23 protein-coding genes, 2 pseudogenes and 1 riboswitch are annotated in these 22165 nt (G+C 69.9%); of the genes and pseudogenes, 9 read left to right on the forward strand and 16 right to left on the reverse strand.

The features are described 5' to 3' along the window. Positions 1–18: 18 nt before the first annotated feature. From metF to ACZ48Z_RS22185, 5 genes are all read right to left on the reverse strand, one after another. Positions 19–942: a methylenetetrahydrofolate reductase [NAD(P)H] gene (gene metF, locus ACZ48Z_RS22165; RefSeq protein WP_468737579.1), complete on the reverse strand. Its 924-nt coding sequence runs from the start codon at positions 940–942 to the stop codon at positions 19–21. A 130-nt stretch (positions 943–1072) separates the two neighbouring features. Next, positions 1073–1723: a thiamine phosphate synthase gene (thiE, locus tag ACZ48Z_RS22170; protein WP_468737580.1), complete on the reverse strand. Its 651-nt coding sequence runs from the start codon at positions 1721–1723 to the stop codon at positions 1073–1075. Between the two features lie 93 nt (positions 1724–1816). Beyond that, positions 1817–2188 carry an Rv2175c family DNA-binding protein gene (locus tag ACZ48Z_RS22175; protein WP_468737581.1) on the reverse strand — a complete coding sequence of 124 codons (372 nt, stop codon included), beginning with the start codon at positions 2186–2188 and terminating at the stop codon, positions 1817–1819. Positions 2189–2761: 573 nt separating this feature from the next. Continuing rightward, positions 2762–3982: an NAD(P)/FAD-dependent oxidoreductase gene (locus ACZ48Z_RS22180; RefSeq protein WP_468737582.1), complete on the reverse strand. Its 1221-nt coding sequence runs from the start codon at positions 3980–3982 to the stop codon at positions 2762–2764. A 32-nt stretch (positions 3983–4014) separates the two neighbouring features. Next, positions 4015–4386: an avidin-fold protein gene (locus ACZ48Z_RS22185; protein WP_468737583.1), complete on the reverse strand. Its 372-nt coding sequence runs from the start codon at positions 4384–4386 to the stop codon at positions 4015–4017. A gap of 52 nt (positions 4387–4438) precedes the next feature. Then, positions 4439–4550: riboswitch (TPP riboswitch) on the forward strand. On the opposite strand from ACZ48Z_RS22185, the gene thiO reads away from it, so the two are divergent. From thiO to ACZ48Z_RS22210, 5 genes and pseudogenes are all read left to right on the forward strand, one after another. Further along, positions 4548–5705 carry a glycine oxidase ThiO gene (thiO, locus tag ACZ48Z_RS22190; protein WP_468737584.1) on the forward strand — a complete coding sequence of 386 codons (1158 nt, stop codon included), beginning with the start codon at positions 4548–4550 and terminating at the stop codon, positions 5703–5705. Its footprint overlaps the riboswitch before it by 3 nt. Beyond that, entirely contained in the window at positions 5702–5902 is a 201-nt protein-coding gene (gene thiS / locus ACZ48Z_RS22195) for a sulfur carrier protein ThiS (RefSeq protein ID WP_468737585.1), read from the forward strand. Before thiO ends, thiS begins: the two co-directional genes overlap by 4 nt. A 3-nt stretch (positions 5903–5905) precedes the next feature. Continuing rightward, on the forward strand, positions 5906–6703 hold the full coding sequence (locus ACZ48Z_RS22200; RefSeq protein ID WP_468737586.1) for a thiazole synthase: 798 nt from the start codon (positions 5906–5908) through the stop codon (positions 6701–6703). A 313-nt stretch (positions 6704–7016) separates the two neighbouring features. Next, positions 7017–8948: a Stk1 family PASTA domain-containing Ser/Thr kinase gene (gene pknB / locus ACZ48Z_RS22205; protein ID WP_468737587.1), complete on the forward strand. Its 1932-nt coding sequence runs from the start codon at positions 7017–7019 to the stop codon at positions 8946–8948. Positions 8949–9023: 75 nt separating this feature from the next. Beyond that, positions 9024–9290, forward strand: a pseudogene (locus ACZ48Z_RS22210) (deoxyribonuclease IV); the annotation flags it as partial. 101 nt (positions 9291–9391) lie between these two features. Here ACZ48Z_RS22210 and ACZ48Z_RS22215 read toward each other — a convergent pair. After that, the gene (locus ACZ48Z_RS22215; RefSeq protein ID WP_468737588.1) at positions 9392–9592 is read right to left on the reverse strand and encodes a hypothetical protein; all 201 of its coding nucleotides are present in this window, start codon (positions 9590–9592) and stop codon (positions 9392–9394) included. Positions 9593–9691: 99 nt separating this feature from the next. On the opposite strand from ACZ48Z_RS22215, the gene ACZ48Z_RS22220 reads away from it, so the two are divergent. Next, positions 9692–9928, forward strand: coding sequence for a GntR family transcriptional regulator (locus ACZ48Z_RS22220; RefSeq protein WP_468737589.1), 237 nt, complete (start codon positions 9692–9694; stop codon positions 9926–9928). Between the two features lie 548 nt (positions 9929–10476). Here the strand turns inward: ACZ48Z_RS22220 and ACZ48Z_RS22225 are convergent. The 8 genes from ACZ48Z_RS22225 to ACZ48Z_RS22260 form a co-directional block, all read right to left on the reverse strand. Beyond that, on the reverse strand, positions 10477–11877 hold the full coding sequence (locus ACZ48Z_RS22225; RefSeq protein WP_468737590.1) for a phage major capsid protein: 1401 nt from the start codon (positions 11875–11877) through the stop codon (positions 10477–10479). 254 nt (positions 11878–12131) lie between these two features. Continuing rightward, complete coding sequence (locus ACZ48Z_RS22230) at positions 12132–12326, reverse strand: hypothetical protein (RefSeq protein ID WP_468737591.1); 195 nt, start codon at positions 12324–12326, stop codon at positions 12132–12134. Then, positions 12323–13297, reverse strand: a complete 975-nt coding sequence (locus ACZ48Z_RS22235) for a hypothetical protein (RefSeq protein ID WP_468737592.1) — start codon at positions 13295–13297, stop codon at positions 12323–12325. Before ACZ48Z_RS22235 ends, ACZ48Z_RS22230 begins: the two co-directional genes overlap by 4 nt. Then, positions 13294–14493: a helicase HerA domain-containing protein gene (locus ACZ48Z_RS22240; RefSeq protein ID WP_468737593.1), complete on the reverse strand. Its 1200-nt coding sequence runs from the start codon at positions 14491–14493 to the stop codon at positions 13294–13296. The genes ACZ48Z_RS22235 and ACZ48Z_RS22240 overlap by 4 nt, the downstream gene beginning before the upstream one ends. A 68-nt stretch (positions 14494–14561) precedes the next feature. Then, positions 14562–14798 carry a hypothetical protein gene (locus tag ACZ48Z_RS22245; RefSeq protein ID WP_468737594.1) on the reverse strand — a complete coding sequence of 79 codons (237 nt, stop codon included), beginning with the start codon at positions 14796–14798 and terminating at the stop codon, positions 14562–14564. Between the two features lie 127 nt (positions 14799–14925). After that, positions 14926–16938 (reverse strand): bifunctional DNA primase/polymerase, encoded by a 2013-nt coding sequence (locus ACZ48Z_RS22250; protein ID WP_468737595.1) that lies wholly within the window; start codon positions 16936–16938, stop codon positions 14926–14928. A 279-nt stretch (positions 16939–17217) separates the two neighbouring features. Then, positions 17218–17415, reverse strand: coding sequence for a hypothetical protein (locus ACZ48Z_RS22255; RefSeq protein WP_468737596.1), 198 nt, complete (start codon positions 17413–17415; stop codon positions 17218–17220). Between the two features lie 220 nt (positions 17416–17635). After that, positions 17636–19120, reverse strand: coding sequence for a recombinase family protein (locus tag ACZ48Z_RS22260; protein WP_468737597.1), 1485 nt, complete (start codon positions 19118–19120; stop codon positions 17636–17638). Positions 19121–19164: 44 nt separating this feature from the next. Here ACZ48Z_RS22260 and ACZ48Z_RS22265 point away from each other — a divergent pair. Together ACZ48Z_RS22265 and ACZ48Z_RS22270 are read left to right on the forward strand one after the other, a co-directional pair. Beyond that, positions 19165–19785: pseudogene (locus ACZ48Z_RS22265) on the forward strand (deoxyribonuclease IV); the annotation flags it as partial. Between the two features lie 75 nt (positions 19786–19860). Further along, a complete protein-coding gene (locus ACZ48Z_RS22270) occupies positions 19861–20373 on the forward strand; it encodes a DUF4396 domain-containing protein (protein WP_468737598.1) in 513 nt (170 codons plus the stop codon). A 20-nt stretch (positions 20374–20393) separates the two neighbouring features. On the opposite strand, the gene ACZ48Z_RS22275 is transcribed toward ACZ48Z_RS22270, so the two are convergent. Then, the gene (locus tag ACZ48Z_RS22275) at positions 20394–21026 is read right to left on the reverse strand and encodes a sulfite oxidase-like oxidoreductase (protein ID WP_468737599.1); all 633 of its coding nucleotides are present in this window, start codon (positions 21024–21026) and stop codon (positions 20394–20396) included. A 177-nt stretch (positions 21027–21203) separates the two neighbouring features. Between ACZ48Z_RS22275 and bfr the strand changes: the two genes are divergently transcribed. Next, entirely contained in the window at positions 21204–21683 is a 480-nt protein-coding gene (gene bfr / locus ACZ48Z_RS22280) for a bacterioferritin (protein WP_007381448.1), read from the forward strand. 14 nt (positions 21684–21697) lie between these two features. On the opposite strand, the gene ACZ48Z_RS22285 is transcribed toward bfr, so the two are convergent. Beyond that, positions 21698–21949: a (2Fe-2S)-binding protein gene (locus tag ACZ48Z_RS22285; RefSeq protein ID WP_468737600.1), complete on the reverse strand. Its 252-nt coding sequence runs from the start codon at positions 21947–21949 to the stop codon at positions 21698–21700. Positions 21950–22165: the final 216 nt, after the last annotated feature.

A 22165-nucleotide genomic window follows, 5' to 3' on the forward strand; every position in this document is an offset into this window, starting at 1 on the left:
TATGGCCGTGCGGCCGGTCTAGGCCTGCGGTGGATGGTGCAGGCCCAGGTTTTCGTAGATTTCCAGGGACGCCGTGGAGTTGTTCAGCGTGATGAAGTGCAGTCCGGGCACTCCCTCGGACAGCAGCCGTGCACAGAACTCCGTGGCGAACTCGATTCCGATCGAGCGTACAGCGGCCGGATCGTCCTTTGCTGTGAGGATCCGCTCTTCCAGGGCGGAGGGGATGATCGCGTTGCTCAGCTGCGGGAGCCGCTCCAGCATCCGCACGCTGGTCACGGGCATGATCTCGGGAATGACGGGGGTCGCACAGCCCGCCGCGTCGACTCGGTCACGCAGCCGCAGATAGGACTCCGGCTGGAAGAACATCTGGGTGATGGCGTAGTCGGCGCCGGCCCGGCACTTGTCGACGAAGTGCGCGACGTCGGCGTCCCAGCCGTCGGAGCGCGGATGCATCTCCGGGAAGGCCGCGACACCGACGCAGAAGTCGCCCGACTCCTTGATGAGCCGGACGAGTTCGGCGGCGTAGGTGAGGCCCTGCGGGTGGGCGAGCCAGTCGCCCATGGGGTCGCCGGGCGGGTCACCGCGCACGGCCAGGATGTTGCGGATACCGGCGTCGGCGTACTGGCCGATGATGTTGCGCAGTTCCGCGATGGAGTGGTTGACCGCGGTGAGGTGGGCGACCGGGGTCAGGGTGGTGTCCGCGACGATCTGCTCGGTCTCCTTGACGGTGCCCGCGCGGGTGGAGCCACCGGCACCGTAGGTGACGGAGACGAAGTCCGGGGCGACCGCCTCGACCCTCCTGAGCGCACTCCACAGGTTCCGCTCACCCTTGGGGGTCTTCGGCGCCGAGAACTCGAAGGAGTACGTCGTCTTGCCTGCGGCGAGCATGTCACGCACGGTGCGCGCGCGGTCAGTCCTGGTGGATGCGGTTCCGAGGGCCATACCCGCAGGTTAGTCAGGGGGCGGCGGCCACCCAACCGAATCGGGGAAATTTGCCGGGTTTGTCGACTTGTTGTCCACCCCTCGGACACGCCTGGGAGATACGGCGGGACCGTGGCGGTCGTCGGCGCGACTACACCGGGTGCCGGAGCCGCTTCGCGAACTCCGCCGCCGCCGCACCGGGGTCGTCCGCCTCGGTGATCGCCCGGACGACCACGACCCGGCGGGCGCCGGCCTCCAGGACCTCGTCGAGGTTGCCGAGGTCGATGCCGCCGATGGCGAACCAGGGACGGTCGGTGCCGAGCGCGGCGGTGTACCGGACCAGGCCGAGGCCGGGCGCGTGCCGGCCGGGCTTGGTGGGGGTCGGCCAGCAGGGGCCGGTGCAGAAGTAGTCGACGCCGTCCTGGACCGCGGCCGCGGCGGCCTCCGCCTCGGCGTGCGTGGAGCGGCCTATGAGGATGTCGTCGCCGAGGATCGCGCGGGCGGCGGGGACGGGGAGATCGCCCTGGCCGAGGTGGAGTACGCCGGCCCCGGCCGCGTGGGCGACGTCGGCCCGGTCGTTGACCGCGAGGAGCTTGCCGTGCCGGGTGCAGGCGTCGGCGAAGACCTTCAGGTGCTCCAGCTCCTCGGCCGCCTCCATGCCCTTGTCCCGCAGCTGCACGATGTCGACGCCGCCTGCCAGGACCGCGTCCAGGAACTCGGCGAGGTCGCCCTGGCGTCTGCGGGCGTCCGTGCAGAGGTAGACGCGGGCGTCGGTGAGCCGGTCTCGGGCGGTGTCGGGCATGCGGTGTCTCCCCCGGGTTCGGTGGCGTACGGGCCGTGCCGAATCATGGCCGTGGCCTCGACGGTCACGGCCCGTACGCCGGTGCTGTTCGGATCAGACGGCGAGCGCCTGGGCCCGGCGCTTCACCTCCGTGCCGCGATTCTCGCTCAGGGCCTGCGCGGGGGTGCCGGGCAGGCTCTCGTCAGGAGTGAAGAGCCACTCCAGCATCTCTTCGTCGGAGAAGCCGTCGTCCCTCAGGAGCGTCAAGGTCCCGGCCAGGCCCTTGACGACCTTCTGCTCGACCCCGTCGATGAAGGCGGCGGGGACGTGCAGCGCGCGGTTCTCACCGCGGCGTACGGCGATGACTTGGCCGTCCTTGACCAGCTGCCGCACACGCGTCACCTCGACATCGAGGATCTCCGCGATGTCGGGGAGGGTGAGCCAGGCGGGGACGAGTGCATCGGTCTTTGCGTCAATCTCGGTCACGGGATTAAGCGTGCCATCCCGCACTGACAGTCGGAAGCCGGGGCGCCTCCGACGGGCGAAGCGGGGGGCGCGGCCGGACCCCGACGGGTTGTTCCGGACCGACTCCGGAGAAGGCCGGAACCCTGTCCGGCCTTCGGTTCACCGGGACCGGGCAGCACCGGCCACGACCGAACCCCGGTGACTTTCCGACATGCTGGGCGCCCCGGCGGGCGAACCGGGGAACCGCCCCGCCGACAGCGTCGTGCCGTGGCCGGGCAGTGCGGGGCGCCGCCGCCGGGCGAATCCCCGATGCACGGCTCACCCCCGGCGGAAACAAGCGGGTGCGCTGCCGCCAAAACCTTCCGGACCGTTTCCGGCAAGGACCGGCACCTCGGCGAACGGTGCTTCGCGGCGGCCTCGGGCACTGCCGCCCAGCGACTCGCCGACACGTGCGGGCCGCCGCGGCAAGGGAACGAGGCATGAGCAGCCGCGCGCCACCGGAACCGCCACCGGCGATGACCAGGGCCGGCGACTTGGCCGGCGTCGGGCTCACCGGGGCCGGGCAGCACCGGGCTCGGCACGGCACCCGTGCCGCTACGCCGTCGCCGCCTTCAGCGGCCTCGCCGGGTCCGCCAGTAGTTCCGGGCGCATCTCCGTGCCCGCCTCGATCAGGCGGCGCCCCTGGGCCAGGTCGCGGGGGCGGCCCACCGCCAGGAGGGCGACCAGACGGTTCTCCCGGAGCCAGCACACCGTCCAGGCGGGACCGGACGGCTCGCCGCGCCACAGGGTCGTGTCGGCGGACGCGTGGTGGCCGGCGTACTGGACGAAGCGGCCGAACTGTTCGGACCAGAAGTACGGGACCGGGTCGTAGACCGTGGGGGTCTCGCCCAGGATGTCGGCGGCCACCGTGCGGGGCCCCTGGAGGGCGTTGTCCCAGTGGTGGACCAGCAGGCGCTCGCCGTACCGCGCCGAGGGGAAGGAGGCGCAGTCGCCGACCGCGTAGACGTCCGGCGCGGAGGTGCGCAGCCGCTCGTCGGCGACGACCTCACCGTGTGCGCCGAGCTCGATGCCGGAACCGGCGAGCCAGGCGGTGGCGGGCCGCGCGCCGATGCCGACCACGACCGCGCCCGCGGCCACCCGGGAGCCGTCGTCGAGGACGACCTCGCCGGGCTCGACGCGCGCCACACGCGCGTGGGTGCGAAGAGAAGCGCCCGCGTCGGCGTACCAGGAGGCCATCGGCGCGGCCACCTCGGCGGGCAGGGCTCCCGCGAGCGGGCGGTCGGCTGCTTCCACGACCGTCACCGCGCAGCCCGACTCGCGCGCGGCGGTGGCGAACTCGGCGCCGATCCAGCCCGCGCCGACGACCACGATGTCGTGCTGCCGGCCGAGCACCGGGCGCAGCCGCTCGGCGTCGTCCAGGGTGCGCAGCAGATGCACGCCGGGCACACCCTCCGTGCCGGGCAGCCGGACCGGTTCGGCGCCGGTGGCGATGACAAGGACGTCGTACGGCACGGTCCCGGCCTCGGTGTCCAGCTCGTGCGCGTCCGGGCGCACGCCCAGGACCTCGCGGCCGAGCTGCAGGGTGATGCCCAGGGCCTCGAAGTCCACGTCGAAGGCGGAGCCCTCGGCCTTTCCGAGCAGGACCGCCTTGGACAGCGGCGGACGGTCGTACGGCTGGTGGGGCTCCGCGCCGATCACCGTCACGGTGCCTTGGAAGCCCTGCTCGCGCAGGGCGACGGCGGACTGGACGCCGGCCATGCCCGCACCGACCACGACCACCCGCTGCTGCGCCTGTGCCTGCGTCCGCTCGCTCATTTGATCACCATAGTCACCTGACAATCAGTCAGTCAGGGGTCGTGCGCCGTGACCTGCTGCACAACCTCGTCGACCTGTTCCACCACACTCGTCCCGCTGCCCGGCTGCGACTCCCACTCCCACGTCTCCTCCAACCGCACCCGGCCGTCGGGGCCTTCGACGACCGTCGAGAGACAGTGCCCGCAGGACGTCGTTCCGTCGCGCTTGAGCTGTACGTAGCGGAAGTCGAGCCGGTCCCCCGCGCGGGTGCCGACCAGATGCCCGCGTACGACGTCACCGCCCGCGTACTCGGCCCAGATCTCCCCGTCCTTCTCGTGGTACGTGAACCGGGTCCGCGTGCCCACCTGACCCGGGGCCTGGTCGGCCACCGGGGCGAGGACGAGGCCGTCGAGCGAGCGGGACATGGCGGCAGGCTCCCTTACTGAGGCGCGGAGCGAAGGGCTAGGGTGGCCAACGTAGAGCACTCGCGGGAGCCCGGACGCACCGGGCTGAGAGGGAGGCTGGCGGCCTCCGACCGTACGAACCTGATCCGGGTCATGCCGGCGAAGGGAGGGGCTGGACGCCCATGTCCTCAGGTACGTCAGACGTCCTCGTCGTCGGGGGCGGCATCATCGGCCTGGTCACGGCCTGGCGGGCCGCGCAACGCGGTTTCACCACGACCGTCGTGGACCCGGAGCCGGGCGGCGGGGCCGCCCAGGTGGCCGCCGGAATGCTGGCCGCCGTCACGGAACTGCACTACGGCGAGCAGACCCTGCTCGGTCTGAACCTCGCCTCGGCCCGCCGCTACCCCGACTTCGCGGCCGAGCTCACCGACCTCACCGGGCACGACCTCGGTTACCGCCGCTGCGGCACCCTCGCCGTCGCCCTGGACGCCGACGACCGTGCCCACCTGCGCGAACTGCACACGCTCCAGCGCCAGTCGGGGCTGGAGTCGGAGTGGCTGTCCGGCCGGGAGTGCCGGCGTCTGGAGCCGATGCTCGCACCGGGGGTGCGGGGCGGCCTGCGCGTGGACGGCGACCACCAGATCGATCCGCGGCGCCTCACGCGCGCGTTGCTGGCCGCATGCGAGCGGGCGGGTGTGGTCCTCCACCGCGCGTCGGCCGAGCGCCTGCGTGTCGTAGGGGACCGGGCCGCCGGGGTCACCACGACGGACGGCGCCGACCTGGGCGCGGGACAGGTGGTGCTCGCAGCCGGGAGTCTCAGCGGACGCCTGAAGGGGGTCCCGGACGACGTACTGCCTCCCGTGCGGCCCGTGAAGGGTCAGGTGCTGCGACTGACCGTGCCCCCGCGGTACGCGCCCTTCCTGAGCCGTACCGTGCGGGCCGTCGTACGCGGCAGCCAGGTCTATCTGGTGCCCCGGGAGAACGGCGAGCTGGTGGTCGGCGCGACCAGCGAGGAACTGGGCTGGGACACGACGGTCACCGCGGGCGGCGTGTACGAGCTGCTGCGGGACGCGCACGAACTGGTTCCCGGGATCACCGAGCTGCCGTTGACGGAGACCCGCGCGGGACTGCGCCCGGGCTCCCCGGACAACGCCCCGCTGCTCGGCCCGACGGACCTGCCCGGCCTCCTGCTGGCCACCGGGCACTACCGCAACGGCGTGCTGCTGACGCCGGTCACCGGGGACGCGATGGCGCACGTCCTGACGACCGGTGAACTGCCCGAGGTGGCCCGCCCGTTCACCCCGAGGCGTTTCCTGAGGCTCGTGGAGCAGCCGGCATGAAGATCTCCGTCAACGGGGAGCCCCGGGAGTTCGCCCCCGGCACGGCTCTCGACACCGTCGTGCGGGCGCTGACCCCGGCGCCCTCCGGGGTCGCCGCCGCGCTCAACGAGACCGTCGTCCCCCGCACGCAGTGGCCCTCGACGTCCCTCGCCGAGGGGGACCGCGTGGAAGTCCTCACCGCCGTCCAAGGAGGCTGACCCATGGCCGACGATCCCTTCGTCATCGGCGGTACGTCCTTCTCGTCCCGGCTGATCATGGGCACCGGCGGGGCGCCCAGCCCGGATGTGCTGGAGCGTGCGCTGGTCGCCTCCGGCACCGAACTGACCACGGTCGCGATGCGGCGCGTGGAGGCCTCGGTGCACGGTTCCGTGCTGTCCGTCCTCACCGGGCTCGGCATCCGGGTCCTGCCGAACACCGCGGGCTGTTTCACCGCCGGTGAGGCCGTTCTGACGGCCCGCCTCGCGCGCGAGGCACTCGGCACCGATCTGATCAAGCTGGAGGTCATCGCCGACGAGCGGACGTTGCTCCCGGACCCCATCGAGTTGCTGGACGCGGCGGAGACCCTGGTGGACGACGGCTTCACGGTGCTGCCGTACACGAACGACGACCCCGTGCTGGCCCGCAGGCTGGAGGACGTGGGCTGCGCGGCGATCATGCCGCTCGGCTCGCCGATCGGCTCGGGCCTCGGCATCCGCAACCCGCACAACTTCCAGCTGATCGTCGAGCACGCGCGCGTGCCGGTGATCCTCGACGCGGGGGCGGGCACCGCGTCCGACGCCGCGCTGGCGATGGAGCTGGGGTGCGCGGGTGTGATGCTCGCCTCAGCGGTGACGCGGGCGCGGGAGCCGGAGCTGATGGCTCACGCGATGCGGCACGCGGTGGAGGCGGGGCGTCTCGCCCACCGGGCGGGCCGGATCCCCCGGCGGCACTTCGCGGAGGCGTCGTCCCCTACAGAGGGCCTGGCCGCACTGGACCCCGAACGACCTGCTTTCCGCTGACCGACTGGGGGGCCGACTGGGGACGGGTCACGCCGACCACCGCGGTGCACACCTGAGGGCGCGGGAAACCACGCGCCCAGCCCCACCCGCCCGCAGCCGCAGGCCGAACGCCGCCCAGCTGCACGACTGGCCACCCTGCACCCACCCAGGGGCGCGGGGAACTGCGCGACCAGCCCCCACCCGGCCGCAGCCGAACGACGGCCCCAGCGCCGGAGGCGTCCGTGTGCGATCTGCGTCACAGGACGGCTGCAGTACCACCCCTATCCCGGCCGAACCGGATGGGCTGTCAGCGTCGGCTCGTACACTCGCCTGCGTGGATACGACCCTTCAGGACCCGCTGGTCGGGCAGGTGCTCGACGGCCGCTATCGCGTGGACGCGCGCATCGCGGTCGGCGGGATGGCCACGGTCTACCGGGCCGTGGACACCCGTCTGGACCGCGTGCTCGCCCTCAAGGTGATGCACCCGGCGCTCGCGGCGGACGGGATCTTCGTGGAGCGCTTCATCCGTGAGGCCAAGTCCGTCGCCCGGCTCGCCCACCCCAACGTCGTGCAGGTCTTCGACCAGGGCACCGACGGGTCGTACGTCTACCTCGCCATGGAGTACATCGCCGGCTGCACCCTGCGCGACGTGCTGCGCGAGCGCGGGGCACTGCAGCCGCGCGCCGCCCTGGACATCCTGGAGCCGGTCCTCGCCGCCCTGGGCGCCGCCCACCGCGCCGGGTTCGTGCACCGGGACATGAAGCCGGAGAACGTCCTGATAGGGGACGACGGCCGGGTCAAGGTCGCAGACTTCGGGCTGGTGCGGTCGGTGAACACCGTGACCAACACCTCCGGAGCCGTCCTCGGCACGGTCTCCTACCTGTCACCCGAGCAGATCGAGCAGCCCGGCACCGCCGACGCCCGCGTCGACGTGTACGCGTGCGGTGTCGTCCTGTACGAGATGCTGACCGGCGACCTTCCGCACGACGGCGAATCGCCCGCCATAGTGCTGTACAAGCACCTTCACGAGGACGTCCCGCCGCCCTCGGCCGTGGTCCCGGGACTGCCGTACGAACTGGACGCGCTGGTCGCGTCGGCCACCGCCCGCACCCCGGACCTGCGGCCGTACGACGCCGTGGCACTGCTCGCGCTGACCCGCGAGGCGCACGGCAGGCTGAGCGCCGACCAGCTGGACGCGGTGCCGCCGCAGGCGCTCGCCGCGAACCACTCGGGCGCCGAGAACCGTACGAGCGTGATCCCGCGCACCCTGACCGTCCCGCGCCCGCTGCCGGTCGACGAGGACGAGCCGCAGTACCACCGCACCAGCCGTCTGGAGAGCGCTCCGCCCCCGCCGCCCCGGCGCGGACGCTCCTCCGGCGGCTCCCGGCGCGGCCCGCTCCTGATCGTCGCCGCGGTCCTGCTGGCCCTGGGCCTCGGGGCGGGCGTCTGGTACATCAACTCCGGCCAGTTCACCCGGGTCCCGGCCGTGCTGACGAAGACCGAGGCACAGGCCCGGGACCAGCTGGACGGGGCCGGGCTGGAGACCGGGAAGGTCACCTACGCCTACAGCGACACCGTGAAGCGCGGCACCGTCATCAGCACCGACCCGGGGGTGGGCGCCCGGATACGGGACAACGACTCCGTGTCGCTCACCGTCTCCAAGGGCCCGCAGAAGGTGAAGGTGCCCGATGTGCAGGGGGACGCGCTGGGCACGGCGAAATCCCGGTTGCGGGCGGAGGGACTCCAACCCGGCATGGTCACCCGGGAGTTCAGCGACGACGTCCCGAAGGGCTTCGTGATCAGCACGGACCCCGACGACGGCACCACCCTGCGGGCCGGCTCCGCGATCGCGCTCACCGTCAGCAAGGGTGCCCCGGTCGACGTCCCGGACGTCACGGGCGAGGACCTGGAGGACGCGAAGGCCGACCTGGCGGAGGCGGGCCTGAAGGTGAAGGTCGCCGCCGTCCGCGTCAACTCCGAGGACGACGCGGGCCAGGTCGCCCGGCAGAGCCCCGGCGAGGGCAGCCAGGCGGCCGACGGCGACACCGTCACGCTGACGCTCTCCAAGGGCCCCGAGATGGTCGAGGTCCCGGACGTCACCGGCGACAGTGTCGACGACGCGAAGGCGGAGCTGGAGGCCAAGGGCTTCCAGGTCGACGAGGACCGGGGTCTGCTCGGCCTCTTCGGCGACACGGTGAAGAAGCAGTCCGTGGAGGGCGGGGACACGGCGCCGAAGGGCTCGACGATCACGATCACCATCCGTTGACGCACGCCGGTACGGCCTCGGGCCCCAGGCCCACCCGAGCCGTACCGGCGCGGCGGGCAATGGCACCCTTGACCGGTGACAACTCAGCGCAACCCCGTCGGCGGCCATGTCCCCGTGGCCGGCGGTCTGAACTCCGTGGGCCTGTCCTACGCCCGTGAACTCGCCGCCGAAACCGTGCAGGTCTTCGTCGCCAATCCACGCGGCTGGGCCACGCCTCCCGGCAACCCCCGCCAGGACGAGGCGTTCCGCGAGGCCTGCGCCGAGGAGAGGATCCCGGCGTACGTCCACGCCCCGTATCTGATCAACTTCGGCTCGCACACCGAGGCGACGGTGGACACCTCACCATCGTTGGTAGCAATGCCCGTGTGATCTTCTCCAGGACCGATCGTAAGCATGGCGCAGCCCCCGGCGGGGGGTGCCGGGGGCTGCGGGTCTCTTCGGCGTCAGAGGGCGCGGTACGCGGCCCACAGGGTCTTCTCGGTACCGCACCCGCCATCGGTGGAGCAGTCCTTACAGGTGCCCAGGTGGCTCATCCAGGCGGCATAGGCGGCGTGGCGTGAGGGGCCGTCGCCGATCCAGATCACTGTCTTGGGGACCCCGATCGGGCCCGACCCCGTGTCGGCCAACTGCTCTCGCATGTCCATGGTCCGCTCCCTCGGTCTCGGTCTCCTCGCACCGTACTACCCCCTGCTACCCCCGTGGGTAGCTATGGCGGGACAGGGCTGGTCGACCAGACTTGGATCATGAGCATTGACCGCGAGGGACCCGTGCCGCCGTACCGGCAGATCGCCGACGACCTGCGCGCGCGGATTGCCAGCGGGGAGATCGCCCCGGGCAGGCGCATCCCGACCATGGTCGAGCTGGAGGACACGTACCAGGTGGCGCGGGACACGATCCGCAAGGCGACCCAGGTACTCAAGGATGAGGGCCTGGTGGAGACCGTGTCCGGGATGGGGATCTACGTCGTCAAGCCGGAGTGATCACGGCCGGTGGCGACGGAACCCCCGAGAACATCCCCGGACCCAAGGGCCCCGCCTGAGGCGCCCCAGCCTCTGGTGATCAGCGTACCGCATGCGTCCCTGACCCGGTTTGCAGGGGTTTGCTCCCCGAGGACGCCTGATCCAGTTTGCTCCAACGTTTGCTGAATTGTGCCAGCGCGGCCGAGGCCATACCCCCTCTGACCTGCACGTTTGCTAGGTTGTCAAGCTATCCCGGACCTTTGCCGGATCGTACGGGGAGAAAACGATCACAGGGGCTTTGCGGTCCCGGAGGGAGGGGCTACGTGATCCACCCACCCCCCTTCGGCCGCACAAACGTGCAGGTCAGGGGCATGATCAGCCCGCCTGTGGGTTTGCTCGGATCCCCGGCCGACTTTGCTTGGGTGAATCAGTACGAATCGCAAGATCGAAGGGTCGCAGCAATTTGCACAGCAAACAGCCACCTGCCGCGCCCGGGGACCGAGGCCCTTTGCGGCAGGTGGCCGTCTGCACCGCGCTACGTGATCACTCAGGGTTCACGAGGCGGTGCGTCACGTGACGTTGAGCATGCGGAACGCGTTGTCGTTCACGCTGTCTGATCCAGTACGACTCCAGAGCAGCGCACCACGCTGACCAATCGGACGACGATTGGAACCGAGCATGTTCGGGATGAGTTCCAGAGTGCTACCGATTCGATCAACGATGACGAAGTTCTTGAAGTCACCGTAGATCAGCGTGTAGTTCTCTGCGCCAGCGTTGATCACACCATCCATGTTGGACAGCTCGCTGATCGGCTTGCCCAGCAGGCGGCCGTCGGACAGCTCGGGGAACAGGCGCGCTCCGTTGGTGGTCTCCATCTGGCTCATGGTGTTGATGACCGGGAGGGTGGCCGTCCACTGTGCGTTGCCGGAGAAGCGCGGCGGGAGCGCGTTCTGAAGCGCGTACACGTCGGCCTTGGCGAACGCGTCAGCACCGGCACTGGCCACCAGCACGGTCGGGGAGGACGCCACCAGGGCCGTCACGATGCCGGTGGGCTGTGCCGACCCGGAACCGGTGGTGTAGGCCGTGGCCTGCAACTGGTCCGCCGCATCGGCCAGCACCATCTTGAGCTGCCCCAGGAGATCCACAGCGTCGGCCCCCACCTCGAAGGAGTAAGTGGCGAACGCATCATTCTTGTAAACCGGGACGGCGGGCTGAGCCACGGCCGGGGGCGCGTCGGCAACCTCGGAGCCCTCCCCGATCCACTCGGCCGACACACCCGCACTGGTCACGCCGCGCCACTCGTTCGTCATGGTCTGCACGACGCGCGAGATCTTGCGGAGCGGGTTGATCGATCCAGCGCTGGTCAGGATGATCGCGGGGTCGAGCGTGAGAGGGATCATGTACCCGCCTGCCGCGCCGCTCGTGCTCATGGCACGGAGTTCGTCCTGTACGCCGGCCGCGCGGCGGAAGGCTGCGCCCTCCTCGGGTGTCCAGAGCAGGTGACCGCGCTCGGGGTCGGCGGCCAGGCGGGCGAACGCGGTCGCGTACGCCTCGTCACCGGCGGCCACGGCCCAGCGGGCGGCCAGGTTGCGGGAGGTCGGGAGACCGGTGGTCAGCAGGCCCTCAACGCGTTCTGCGCCGTACGCCTCCAGGGCACCGGAGCGCGTCAGGCCGTCCACGGTCCGCATGGCGCGGTTGTAGCCCTCGGAGCGGGCCGGGGTACGCGACCCGCCCCCCGATCCGAAGCCGGTCCCGTTCTCGGTGGAGCCGTCGGCGGCCAGGCTCCGGATGTCTTCCTTCTTGATCGCATTGAGGAGACCGAGGTAGAAGGCACCGGCGAGACCGCCGGGCACCTCACCCTCGTCGCTCATGCGGCGCTTCTCGGCGAGGATCTCGGCATGGGTGGCGCCGGTCAGCCAGGCTTCCAGCTCGGGGCGCGTGGCGGTCTTGGGATCGGGTGCTGCGGACATGGGGGATCTCCCTGGAGTCAGGCGGATGTGTGCACGCCGTTCGGTGGAGATGCCGCGCCCGTGCGCGCTCCGGCCGGAGGTACTGCGGTGGCGTCCGCCCCCTGGGCGTCATCCGGCCGCGACCTAGCTTGATCAGTGTACGCGCCCCGAGGCCTGAGCGGCCCTGAGACCGCGTGGGGGCGCGGGCCGGGGCAGGGAGACACAGAACCGCCCCCCGGCGGTCTCAGGGCCAGCCAGGGGGCGGGAAGGGCGGGTCAGGCGCCGAACATCCCGCCTATCGCGGTGAACAGTTCGATCAGGAAGCCGGTCACGGCGGCGCCGTACGAAGCACCCAGGGTGACGCCCCACAGGGCCGCGACGACCATCCGCAGACGGTCCTTGCCGCCGCTCACGAAGAACACCACGGCCACCACCATGGTCATGATCAGAGTCACCATGGCGGCGGTCATGACGCGCTCCCGTTCATCCGCACGTGGGCCAGGTCGCGCTTCGCCGTGGCGGGGCTCACCCCGAGCTTCTCGGCGGCCTGGGGGCCGGTCAGGGCCGGAGTCTCCGCCAGCAGCTCACGCAGCCTCTCGTGCCGCTCACGGGCGGCGGTGAGCGGCTCATGAGCGCTCGTGAGCGGCTCGTGAGCGGCTCGTGAGCGCTCGATGAGCGGCTCAGGGGTGGCTTCGAGCGGCTCATGAGCGCTCGTACCCGCGATCTGCTTCCGGATCTTGTCCGCCTCGTACTGCGCCACGCGGTGCAGCTCCACGGGGTCGGTGTCCGTCTCGCTCGCGGACAGGTGCACACCGGCCGGGCGGGCGGGCTCCAGGGAGAGGCGTACGGCGGAGGTCTGAGCGTCCAGCCGCGCCACCTGACGATCCACGGAGGCCATCGCCATGCGCACCCCGGCCTTGCTGCGCTTGTCCCTCAGGTTGCCCTTGTCCACCTCGCTCAGGGTCACCTCGATGTGCTTCATGATCCCGAGCCACAGGATCTTGGCGACCCCGGACACCACCGCGCCGATCACGGCGTACCGCAGGTCAGGCATGGCGTGCCAGAAGATCGCGCCCATGGTCACGGCGAGCAGGCCCCAGCCCAGGACCAGCGGGAACGTCCGCTTGTCGTCGTCGTACCGGCTCTTCCACTCCAGGATCAGCGCGGTCCCCCAGCTCAGATCGAACACGATCGCGGCCAGGTAGCCGATGCCGCCGTGCAGCAGAGAGCCGATGGACCAGGTCGACCAGGCCACGGCCACGGCCGTCAGCACGAGGACCATGGCCACGGCCACGCGGGTGCTGAGCAGGTCCCAGTCCCGGGGCGGGGCCACCACGGGGTCGTGGTTCACGGTCTTGTCGTACTCGAACGTGCTGCCGTCATCGCGGGTCGCGATGGCGAGTTCCTTCGTGGGCTTCGGCGTGCGGAACTTCACCGTCATGACGGGTCCTTGGGGGTGTTGAGGGCGAACAGTGCGGGGCGGTTCTCGTCGTCCTTGGTGACCAGGCCCTTTTTGACCAGGGCGTTCAGGGCGTCGGAGGTGCGGTTCTGCGGGAGTCCGGTGGCGTCCATGATCTCTTTGGTCTCCATCGGGCGGTCCGCGATCTCCAGGGCCAGACAGGTCAGTTGCTGGTTGTCGGAGAGCGTGACCGGCCGCGCCTCGGGCGCCTCGGGCGGCGGGATCTTGGCCAACGTGACCGTCGGGGCGGTGTCGGCGGTGACTTCCGGTACCGGGGCGGATACCGGGGCGCGAAGCGCCCCGGGGATCCCAACGGGGTTGCCGAGGGACGCGAAGCGGACCTCGGACAGCCACAGAGCGGCCAGCGGGTGCGGCTTGCTGCGCCGGTCCTCCGTGTGGATGAGCAGGCTCCCGGGGGCGGTCAGCTCATGCGGCTGCCAATCGGCCATACCGGGGAAGACGACGCCGCTCTCGATGCTGCTGTGTACGCGGTGAGCGAGCGTGGTGGTGATGTTGCACTGGATCTCGCTCGGCAGGTTGACCCTGCTGGGGTGCTGGATCCCGAAATACCACCTGATCTTGAAATGCCGGGAGATGTCGATCAGGGTGCAGAGGCTGCCGAACTGGGCCTTGGTGAGCTGCCGGATCAGGGCGGACGTCTCGTCGACGATGATCACTAGGTCGCTGCCGTCGCGCCCCGGGTCGGCCAGAAGAGACCGGATCAGAGAAACGGTATCGGCCGAACTGGTTACCACCCTGGCCTTGCCCGCGTACAGCTCCCCCTCGGGTGCTCCGGGTTTGAGGTCTATCAGGACCAGGGACGCACCGGCCTTGAGGGCGTGCATGGCCAGTACGCGCGTGGTGCTGCTCTTTCCACTGCCGGTCAGACCCGCAATGACGATATGGCGGTCGATCCGGATTTTCACCTTGCGCCACAGGCCGCGCCGGGCGACCACGGCGGGGGTCTGCATCGTCACGCGGCCCCGGGGCGCCTGCCACACGAACAGGCGGGCGAACGCCTTGTAGAGGATCCAGCGGGCGGCCCTGCGGGCGTACCGGCGGGGGTTGGCGGCCCTGACGCGGGCCCGTTCTGCCTTGCGGAGCTTGCGCGTGGTCTTCGCGTGCCTGGCCCACATGGCCAAGGTCAGCAGCGTGACCACGAATATGATCGAAAGCATGGGTTGCGACTCCTCCTAGTCGTTGTCCCTAGGCGCGCTCCCGGGCTTTCACCCCGGGGGCGTGCCGCTTACAAGTACTGGCCGGTCTCCGGAGCCTCGGGCTCGGAGGGCGGGGCCTGGTAGGGCAGGATCCGGATGTGATCGCGGTCGATGACGATCGCGGTCTCCCCGTCGATGAACTGCCGGGCGTACGCGGGTGCTTCGGGGTCGGCCTCCAGGGCCGCGAGGAACGCGCGGAATTCGTCCTGGATGTTGTCCGTGATCTTCGTGACCACGTCGGCGGGGTTGATCTCGGGGCCGGTCATGGTGTGGCTCCTTCGGGGCGTTGGATCATGGTTTGGGGTGTCCCCCTCAGAGGGGTACGGAAGGGTGTCCCCCTCGGTCGGAGGGGTACAGGGGACACCAGGGGGACACCCCCTGATGACCTGGGCTTTAGCCGTCCCCCTCCAGGGGGACACCAGGGGGACGCCCGGTGTACCCCTCACTCCCCGGGGACGTAGTCCCGGGGGAGGGGGACAGGCGCAGCTTGCGAGCAGCGATAGCGGTAGAGAAGTCATCCGTCTTGTGCTTGATCACCACCTGGTTCAGGGCCAAGTGGCCCTTCGCGCCCCGGATGCTGGCGTCGTCCGGCACACCTGCCGCGTCAAGCTCGCGGATGATGCGATCAACGTTGTTGACCGGCGCGGGGGCCGACAGTTCCTCGTTGAAGGGGTCCGGCTCGGTGAACGTCGTGGATACCGGTCCCGGCTTCCCCTCCTCCGCCGTGGAGACCATGACCGCGATGGCTACCGCCCGCCCCTTGGCACCGAGTGATCCCTTGTTGTCCTTGCGCAGCACCAGCCGGGTCCGCCCGGTGGTGCCCGCGTTCAACTCGTCGACCTTGGCGGCCTCGTACAAAGCCCCTTGGACGGCCTGCGACTTGCGGACGGATCCGATCTGCCGGTCCTTGTTCTCGTGGCCGACGTGGTCAATGAAGACGCCGCAGGCACCGCGCAGAGTGAACGGCCCCAGGCACTCCCGCACCACGGTGTCGGTGCCGTCCGAGTCGTTGACCTTGACCCCCAGGGCCGAAACCGCCGGGTTGACGGCGTCCAGGGTCACCAGCGCGACCGTCTGCCCGGCGGGCAGGGCGTCGCGCTCCGCGATGGACCGCAGCACGGTGAACCGCTCGCGGATGACCGGGGCACCCGCTCCCGCCCGAAGCAGCCTCTGGACGATCGCGCGTGTGTCGTTGTTGTCGAACTCCCAGTGGACGACCCGGCCACCGTCGGCCAGCGCGCGCGCCTGGAGTTCCGCGATGATCACGGACTTGGCGACGCCCTCGTCCCCGTAGATCCCGTTCGCCACGCGGGGGTAGAACAGCCCGTAGCCGCGCGGGTGTCCGTCGATGAGCCCCACGGTGGGCGCGTCCGTGACGCCGCTCAGGATCGCGTCCAGAGCGTCACTGACGGACTCCTCGGACGCGCCCCGCTGGGCAGCCTCGTACGCGGACACGGCGGCGGCGGCTTTCCGGTGCCGGTAGATCTCCAGCGCCTTGCTGCCGACCGTCGCCCCCAGCTCGGAGACGAACGCGGGCTCATCGGCAGCGGGCGCGGACTCCATCCACTTCGCGGACGTCTCCTCCCAGATCGCGTCGACCATCTCGGCCGTCCAAGGCTGGTCGGCCTTCAGGTTCACGAACTGCCCGGCGAGGGACTGCACGGCTGCCTTGCCGACCAGCCCGGGTACGCCCTGCTTGCACAGGGACCCGATGGCGGAGATCAGGAATTCCCGCTGGGTCACGTCGCCCTCGCGCAGGGCGGCGGCGTCCGCGTACGCCGTGCTCCAGTTGAAGCCGCTCATGAGGCCCGCGTCCCCGGGGTCGGCGGTACCCGCCGTGTCCTTCGCCCTGGGCTTGGCCCGGTGCGCCTTCTCCAGCCACGGGGGCACGGGCAGGACGTCGGCGTCAGGGTCTTCCGGGGCGTAGGTCACGCCGGTCTCGTGCTTCGCGCCGGGGGCCATGACGTAGCCGCCCGCGCCCCGGGTGTCGATGTTGTACCCGTCCTGCTTGAACGGGTTCCTGTTGGTCAGCGGGTCCCCGGCGGGCTGCGTGAAGGCGTAGTGCCAGCCTTTGCCGGTCTTCGTCCGGAAGGTGTCCGGTACGTCGTGACCGAGGTCGCGGCACAGCCGCTCGAACTCGCCCTCGGAGTCCTCGTCGTAGACCACGAGATCCGACTTGCCGCAGTCGATGGCGAAGTTCACCGCGCGGCCGGCGGACCAGGTGGCGATGTCCCCTGGGTCCTTGGACGACGCCTTGGACCACGAAGTCTGCGGGTGCTTGCCGCGCTTCGTGCAGGTATCGGGGTTGTGCTCCTTCGTGCGTGCTCCGGTGCACTTCGGGCTGTCCGGGTGATCGCACGGGTGCAGGTACCAGCCACGCTTTATCAGCGCGTACGCGGTGGTCATCCCGACCGTCCCCGCAGGAGGGAGCGCAGTACTGCGAGGGTCGAGGAATCGGGTATCCGAGCGGTTTCCGAGGGTCGCTTCGCTGCGGTACCCTGGGAACAGGTCATTACGGGATTTTCATGGTCCGCCTCGCTGGGCACGGGGCGGATCTTTTTTGCGCTCATGGGGGTATGCCATTCCGTCGTTGATCGAAATTCGGCACACCGCCCTATCGGTCGTAGTAGGTCGGTCCGGAATGGGGTGCCTACCCCGGACCTTGCGGGACTCTGGTGGTACGGACTATCGGTTGTCGTGCTCGGTCTGGCCGCTCAGCAATTCCTTCGCCTCGCGCTCCAGCCGGTCGGCCTCACGCCGTGCGTGCGCTGCGATGGCGAGCCAGTACGCGGCACGGGTCTCGGGGGTGTCGCTCCGGGCGATCGCCAGCCGGTGGCGCTGAAGCTCGGGGCCCTTCAAGTCGAGCGGCCTGCGTTTCTGCAAGGGATGATCTCCTTTTACAATTCATAACAGAGGGCCCTCAACGTGCGAGACCCGAAGCGAATAAGTCTCGCTTCGGGTCTCGCGCTGTCTCGGTCTCGATCTTTTTGTGGTCCCGGTCCCTTCGTGGTCCCGATCTCGATCTGTGTTCCACAATACACGTCCCATAGGGACTTAGGGGATCTTATTCCCCCGCACGGGGGATGAATTCCATTGTGTGTTCCTACAAACTTTTGGCCTGATTCCAAATCAGCCGGTCGGCTGCCGGAATCCGGTCCGCATGGGCGCCCATGTACGGGGCGCGCTTGACGCGTACCTCCCCGAGCAGCTCGGGGACCAGGAGGATGGCCGCGATCTCCCGTTGCGCGGTGACCGGCAGCGCGGCCCACCGGCCGTCGATGTCCTCCGCGTCGCCGAAGATCTCGGCAAGCCGGTCGGGCCGCGACAGCTTCGAGACCCGCGCCTCAAGATCCTTGATGTACGCCTCCTTCGCCTCGGTCATGCGGGCGATGACGCGCCCTTCGGCGAGGCTCTCGGGGGTCGCGGCCTCCAGCTCGCGCAGCTCCGCGCGCCTGGTGGCCAGCTCGCCCCGTACGGCCTTGAGTTGGGGGGTGTCCTCACCGGTACTCCCCAGCTCCAGCAGACCGAGCCCGTGGAGCCGTTCGAGGTACGCGACAATCTCGCCGGTGATCTCGTCGTCCACGCCCTCTTTGGTGATCCTCGTGCACGCCTTCTGGTGGCACTGGTACCCGGGCGGCAGCGGCGTCTTGACCGCGTCCCGGAACGTCACGGACATGGGCCCGCCGCACACGTCGCACCTGATCGTCATGGAGAACGCATGGCGGATCCCGGCGCCGGTGTGCGACCGGCGGGACGGGTCGGCGAGCAAGGCCTGAACGCCGTGCCAGGTCGTCTCGTCGATGATCGCGGGCCAGCTCGCCCGGACCGTCCGGCCGTGGTGGATCCGGTATCCCCGGTACGCGTCCTTGACCAGCGACACCCGCAGGGTCGCGGCGCTGAACGGCACCCCGCCCCGGGACGTGATCCCGCGTGATGCCCAGTCACGGGACACGGACAGGATGCTGTCCCCTGCTAGGACCCTGCGGAACAGTTCCTTGATCAGAGGCGACTCGTCCGGGTCGGGGTACTGCCGGATGGGCTTCGAGCGGCCGTCGACCAGGCCGTACTCCCGGGCGTAGCCGAACGGGACCTTGCCATGCGGGCGGGCGCCGTCCTCGGCATTGAAGGCCGACGTCACGCCGCGCAGGGTACGGGCGGACAGCCGCCGGGACTCCTTCTCCGCGTCCAGGATCCCCGAGTTGATCGCGTGGTAGTCCGCGTAGTTCCGGGGGTCGAAGGTGTGTTCCTCGGATGTGACGTGGATCTTGTAACCGCGCGCCTCACACAGCTTGACGATCTTGTTGCCGATCCCCATTTCGCGGCTCAGCCGGGAGATTTCCCAGAGCACGAGCACGTCGCCGGTCTCTCCGAACGCGCCGGTCTCCAGGTCGGCCAGCAGCCGCGCGAAGTCGTCGCGGGCCCGCTTGGCGTACATGGAGGCGGAGCCGGTGTCGGCGTACGGGGCGCCCCACGTCCAGGGGCCGTGCTCCTTTTCGGCGCGCAGGTTGTCGGCGTGCTGGTCCTCGGTCGACCGGCTGCGGTTGTCGCGGCCCTTCGAAGATCGTGCGTATTCGCGGGCGGTGGTCATAGGGGGGCGCCTCCTCGGCTCCCCTCCATCATGTCACCAACGATGGTGATTTGACCGTGGAGAGGTCGGTGGAGTCGCTGCGGCACTCCCTCAGGCGCGGGCGTGAGATCGGTGCCCTCGGCGTCGTCGTGCACACCGGCAGCGCCACCGGGGGCCGGGACCGTTCCGTGGCCCTGAAGCAGGTCCGCGAGTACCTGCTGCCGCTGCTCGACGAGCTCACCCACGACGACGACCCGTATCTGCTCCTGGAGTCCACCGCGGGCCAGGGCTTCTCGCTCTGCTCGCGGACCTGGGACTTCGGCCCGTACTTCGAGGCGCTGGACGCCCATCCGAAGCTGGGCGTCTGTCTGGACACCTGCCACATCTTCGCCGCCGGGCACGACCTGACCGGCCCGAGCGGTATGCACCAGACGCTCGACCTGCTGGTGGACACGGTGGGCGAGGGCCGGCTGAAGCTGATCCACGCCAACGACTCCAAGGATGTGGTCGGCGCACACAAGGACCGCCACGAGAACATCGGCTCCGGCCACATCGGCGAGGACCCGTTCCGCGCGCTGATGACCCACCCCGCCACCGAGGGCGTACCTCTGGTCATCGAGACTCCCGGCGGCAAGGAGGGCCACGCGGCGGATGTGGAGCGGCTGAAGAAACTCCGGGACGGCTGAGACGTTGAGGAATACCCCTAGGGGGTATACGGTTCCTGCTCACGCAGGAACCGTCGTCCGTCATTGGGGGCTTCCATGGAGCACGAGGCGCACACACATCACGAGCAGCACGAGCAGCACGAGACGCACCACCACGACATGGCACCGTCCGCCGCGACCTGGGCCACCGCCGTCCAGGCCACCCTCCACTGCCTCACCGGCTGCGCCATCGGAGAGGTGCTCGGCATGGTCGTCGGCACCGCGCTGGGCTGGGGCAACCTGCCCACCACCGTCCTGGCGATCGTGCTCGCGTTCTTCTTCGGCTACTCACTGACCCTGCGCGGCGTCCTGAAGGCGGGCGTCGACCTGCGGACGGCGGTACGGGTGGCACTGGCCGCGGACACGCTGTCCATCGCCGTGATGGAACTGGTCGACAACTCGGTGATCGTGCTGTGGCCGGGCGCGATGGACGCCGGGCTGGGCGACCTGCTGTTCTGGGCGACGCTGGCGATCTCCCTGGCCGTCGCCTTCGTGATCACCACACCGGTCAACAAGTGGACGATCGGCCGGGGCAGGGGTCACGCGGTGGTGCACCAGTACCACCACTGACGCACGCCGGGACCAGGGAGTCAGAGTTCGGGCCCGTCGCCGGGCTCCTCCTGGTACGAGTACCGCTGTTCCTTCCAGGGGTCGCCGACGTTGTGGTAGCCGCGCTCCTCCCAGAAACCCCGGCGGTCGGCGGTCATGTACTCCACGCCGCGGACCCATTTGGGGCCCTTCCAGGCGTACAGATGGGGGACGACGAACCGGAGCGGAAAGCCGTGTTCCGCGGTCAGCAGCTCCCCGTCCTTGTGGGTCGCGAAGATCGCGCGCTCGGACGCGAAGTCGGCGAGGCGGAGGTTGGAGCTGAAGCCGTACTCGGCCCAGACCATCACATGGGTGACCGCCGGCGCGGGTGGGGCGATCTCCAGGACCGTCCGCGCGGGCACCCCGCCCCACTCGGAGCCGAGCATGCTGAACTTCGTCACGCAGTGCAGGTCACCGACGACGGTGGTGTACGGCAGGGCCGCGAACTCCTCGTGGTTCCAGGAGTACTTCTCGCCGTCCGCGGTGGCACCGAAGACCCCGAACTCCCAGCGCTCGGGCCGGAACCTGGGAACCGGGCCGTAGTGCGTGACGGGCCAGCCGCGCTGGATCCGCTGCCCCGGCGGAAGCTCGGAGTGCGCCGCTGCTCCACTCTCACGCTCCACCGGCTGCCCCATGCCTTCCATCCTGACAGACCCGAGGCGATGCACCCGACCAGCCGCCGCCCAATTCGCATGAAATTGGACTAAGCATGCCCTTACTTACTAAGTGAAGACTTACTGGACGATCTTCCTCGCCGATGCAAGGATGCGGCGCAATCTGCCAGTTCCCCACAGTCGGAAGGAGCCTCTGCGATGCAGGGCGACCCCGAGGTCATCGAATTCCTCAACGAGCAGCTCACGGGCGAGCTCACCGCGATCAACCAGTACTTCCTGCACGCGAAGATGCAGGAGAACTTCGGCTGGACGAAGCTCGCGAAGTACACGCGGCACGAGTCGTTCGACGAGATGAAGCACGCCGAGGTGCTCACCGACCGCATCCTCTTCCTGGAGGGACTGCCGAACTACCAGCGGCTGTTCCACGTGCGCGTGGGCCAGACCGTCAAGGAGATGTTCGAGGCGGACCGGCAGGTCGAGGTCGAGGCCATCGACCGCCTCAAGCGCGGTATCGAGGTCATGCGGGCCAAGGGCGACATCACCTCGGCGAACATCTTCGAGTCGATCCTCGCGGACGAGGAGCACCACATCGACTACCTCGACACGCAGCTGGAGCTCCTGGAGAAGCTCGGCGAGGCGCTCTACATCGCGCAGCTGATCGAGCAGCCGGAGAGCTAGGCGGCTGCCACGGGCTAGGCGGCTTCTTCGAGCTCCGTGACGGCGGCGAGTTCGGCGAGGACCGGCCGGCCCTGGTCCGCCGGCTCGGGCCGGGGGCACGCACCCCTGCCCAGGATGGCCTGGATCCGGCGTACGCACGATCCGCAGTCGGTGCCCGCCTTGCAGGCGGACGCTATCTGGCGAGGGGTGCAGGCACCGTCCGCCGCGTGCTTCTTGACTTGCTGTTCGGTGACGCCGAAGCAACTGCAGATGTACACGCGGTCCACCTCCCGTCCGGGATCGATAAGTCGCGCCCGTCCCGATTAATCGGTGAGGCTAACCTAACCTTACCCGGCACTCAGGAGCCGCAAAAGTGCTGTGGGGGGGGGGGGGGGGGGGGGGGGGGGGGGCGGCGTGGGGGGGGGGCGCCGTGAGCCAGTTACACGGTTGTACGCCTCCTCCCTCTACTCGACGGAGAGCAGATACGGACGGAAGTCGGCTGG

The sequence above is a fragment of the Streptomyces sp. NPDC031225 genome (assembly GCF_055570355.1).

Coding starts and splice junctions, on each gene's coding strand:
- ACZ48Z_RS22215 (WP_468737588.1), bottom strand. CDS start 9,592: ATGGACATGCGAGAGCAGTTGGCCGACACGGGGTCGGGCCCGATCGGG.
- ACZ48Z_RS22225 (WP_468737590.1), bottom strand. CDS start 11,877: ATGTCCGCAGCACCCGATCCCAAGACCGCCACGCGCCCCGAGCTGGAA.
- ACZ48Z_RS22230 (WP_468737591.1), bottom strand. CDS start 12,326: ATGACCGCCGCCATGGTGACTCTGATCATGACCATGGTGGTGGCCGTG.
- ACZ48Z_RS22250 (WP_468737595.1), bottom strand. CDS start 16,938: ATGACCACCGCGTACGCGCTGATAAAGCGTGGCTGGTACCTGCACCCG.
- ACZ48Z_RS22200 (WP_468737586.1), top strand. CDS start 5,906: ATGGCCGACGATCCCTTCGTCATCGGCGGTACGTCCTTCTCGTCCCGG.
- metF (WP_468737579.1), bottom strand. CDS start 942: ATGGCCCTCGGAACCGCATCCACCAGGACTGACCGCGCGCGCACCGTG.
- ACZ48Z_RS22240 (WP_468737593.1), bottom strand. CDS start 14,493: ATGCTTTCGATCATATTCGTGGTCACGCTGCTGACCTTGGCCATGTGG.
- ACZ48Z_RS22275 (WP_468737599.1), bottom strand. CDS start 21,026: ATGGGGCAGCCGGTGGAGCGTGAGAGTGGAGCAGCGGCGCACTCCGAG.
- ACZ48Z_RS22260 (WP_468737597.1), bottom strand. CDS start 19,120: ATGACCACCGCCCGCGAATACGCACGATCTTCGAAGGGCCGCGACAAC.
- ACZ48Z_RS22185 (WP_468737583.1), bottom strand. CDS start 4,386: ATGTCCCGCTCGCTCGACGGCCTCGTCCTCGCCCCGGTGGCCGACCAG.
- thiS (WP_468737585.1), top strand. CDS start 5,702: ATGAAGATCTCCGTCAACGGGGAGCCCCGGGAGTTCGCCCCCGGCACG.
- ACZ48Z_RS22235 (WP_468737592.1), bottom strand. CDS start 13,297: ATGACGGTGAAGTTCCGCACGCCGAAGCCCACGAAGGAACTCGCCATC.
- thiE (WP_468737580.1), bottom strand. CDS start 1,723: ATGCCCGACACCGCCCGAGACCGGCTCACCGACGCCCGCGTCTACCTC.
- ACZ48Z_RS22220 (WP_468737589.1), top strand. CDS start 9,692: ATGAGCATTGACCGCGAGGGACCCGTGCCGCCGTACCGGCAGATCGCC.
- thiO (WP_468737584.1), top strand. CDS start 4,548: ATGTCCTCAGGTACGTCAGACGTCCTCGTCGTCGGGGGCGGCATCATC.
- bfr (WP_007381448.1), top strand. CDS start 21,204: ATGCAGGGCGACCCCGAGGTCATCGAATTCCTCAACGAGCAGCTCACG.
- ACZ48Z_RS22180 (WP_468737582.1), bottom strand. CDS start 3,982: ATGAGCGAGCGGACGCAGGCACAGGCGCAGCAGCGGGTGGTCGTGGTC.
- ACZ48Z_RS22270 (WP_468737598.1), top strand. CDS start 19,861: ATGGAGCACGAGGCGCACACACATCACGAGCAGCACGAGCAGCACGAG.
- ACZ48Z_RS22245 (WP_468737594.1), bottom strand. CDS start 14,798: ATGACCGGCCCCGAGATCAACCCCGCCGACGTGGTCACGAAGATCACG.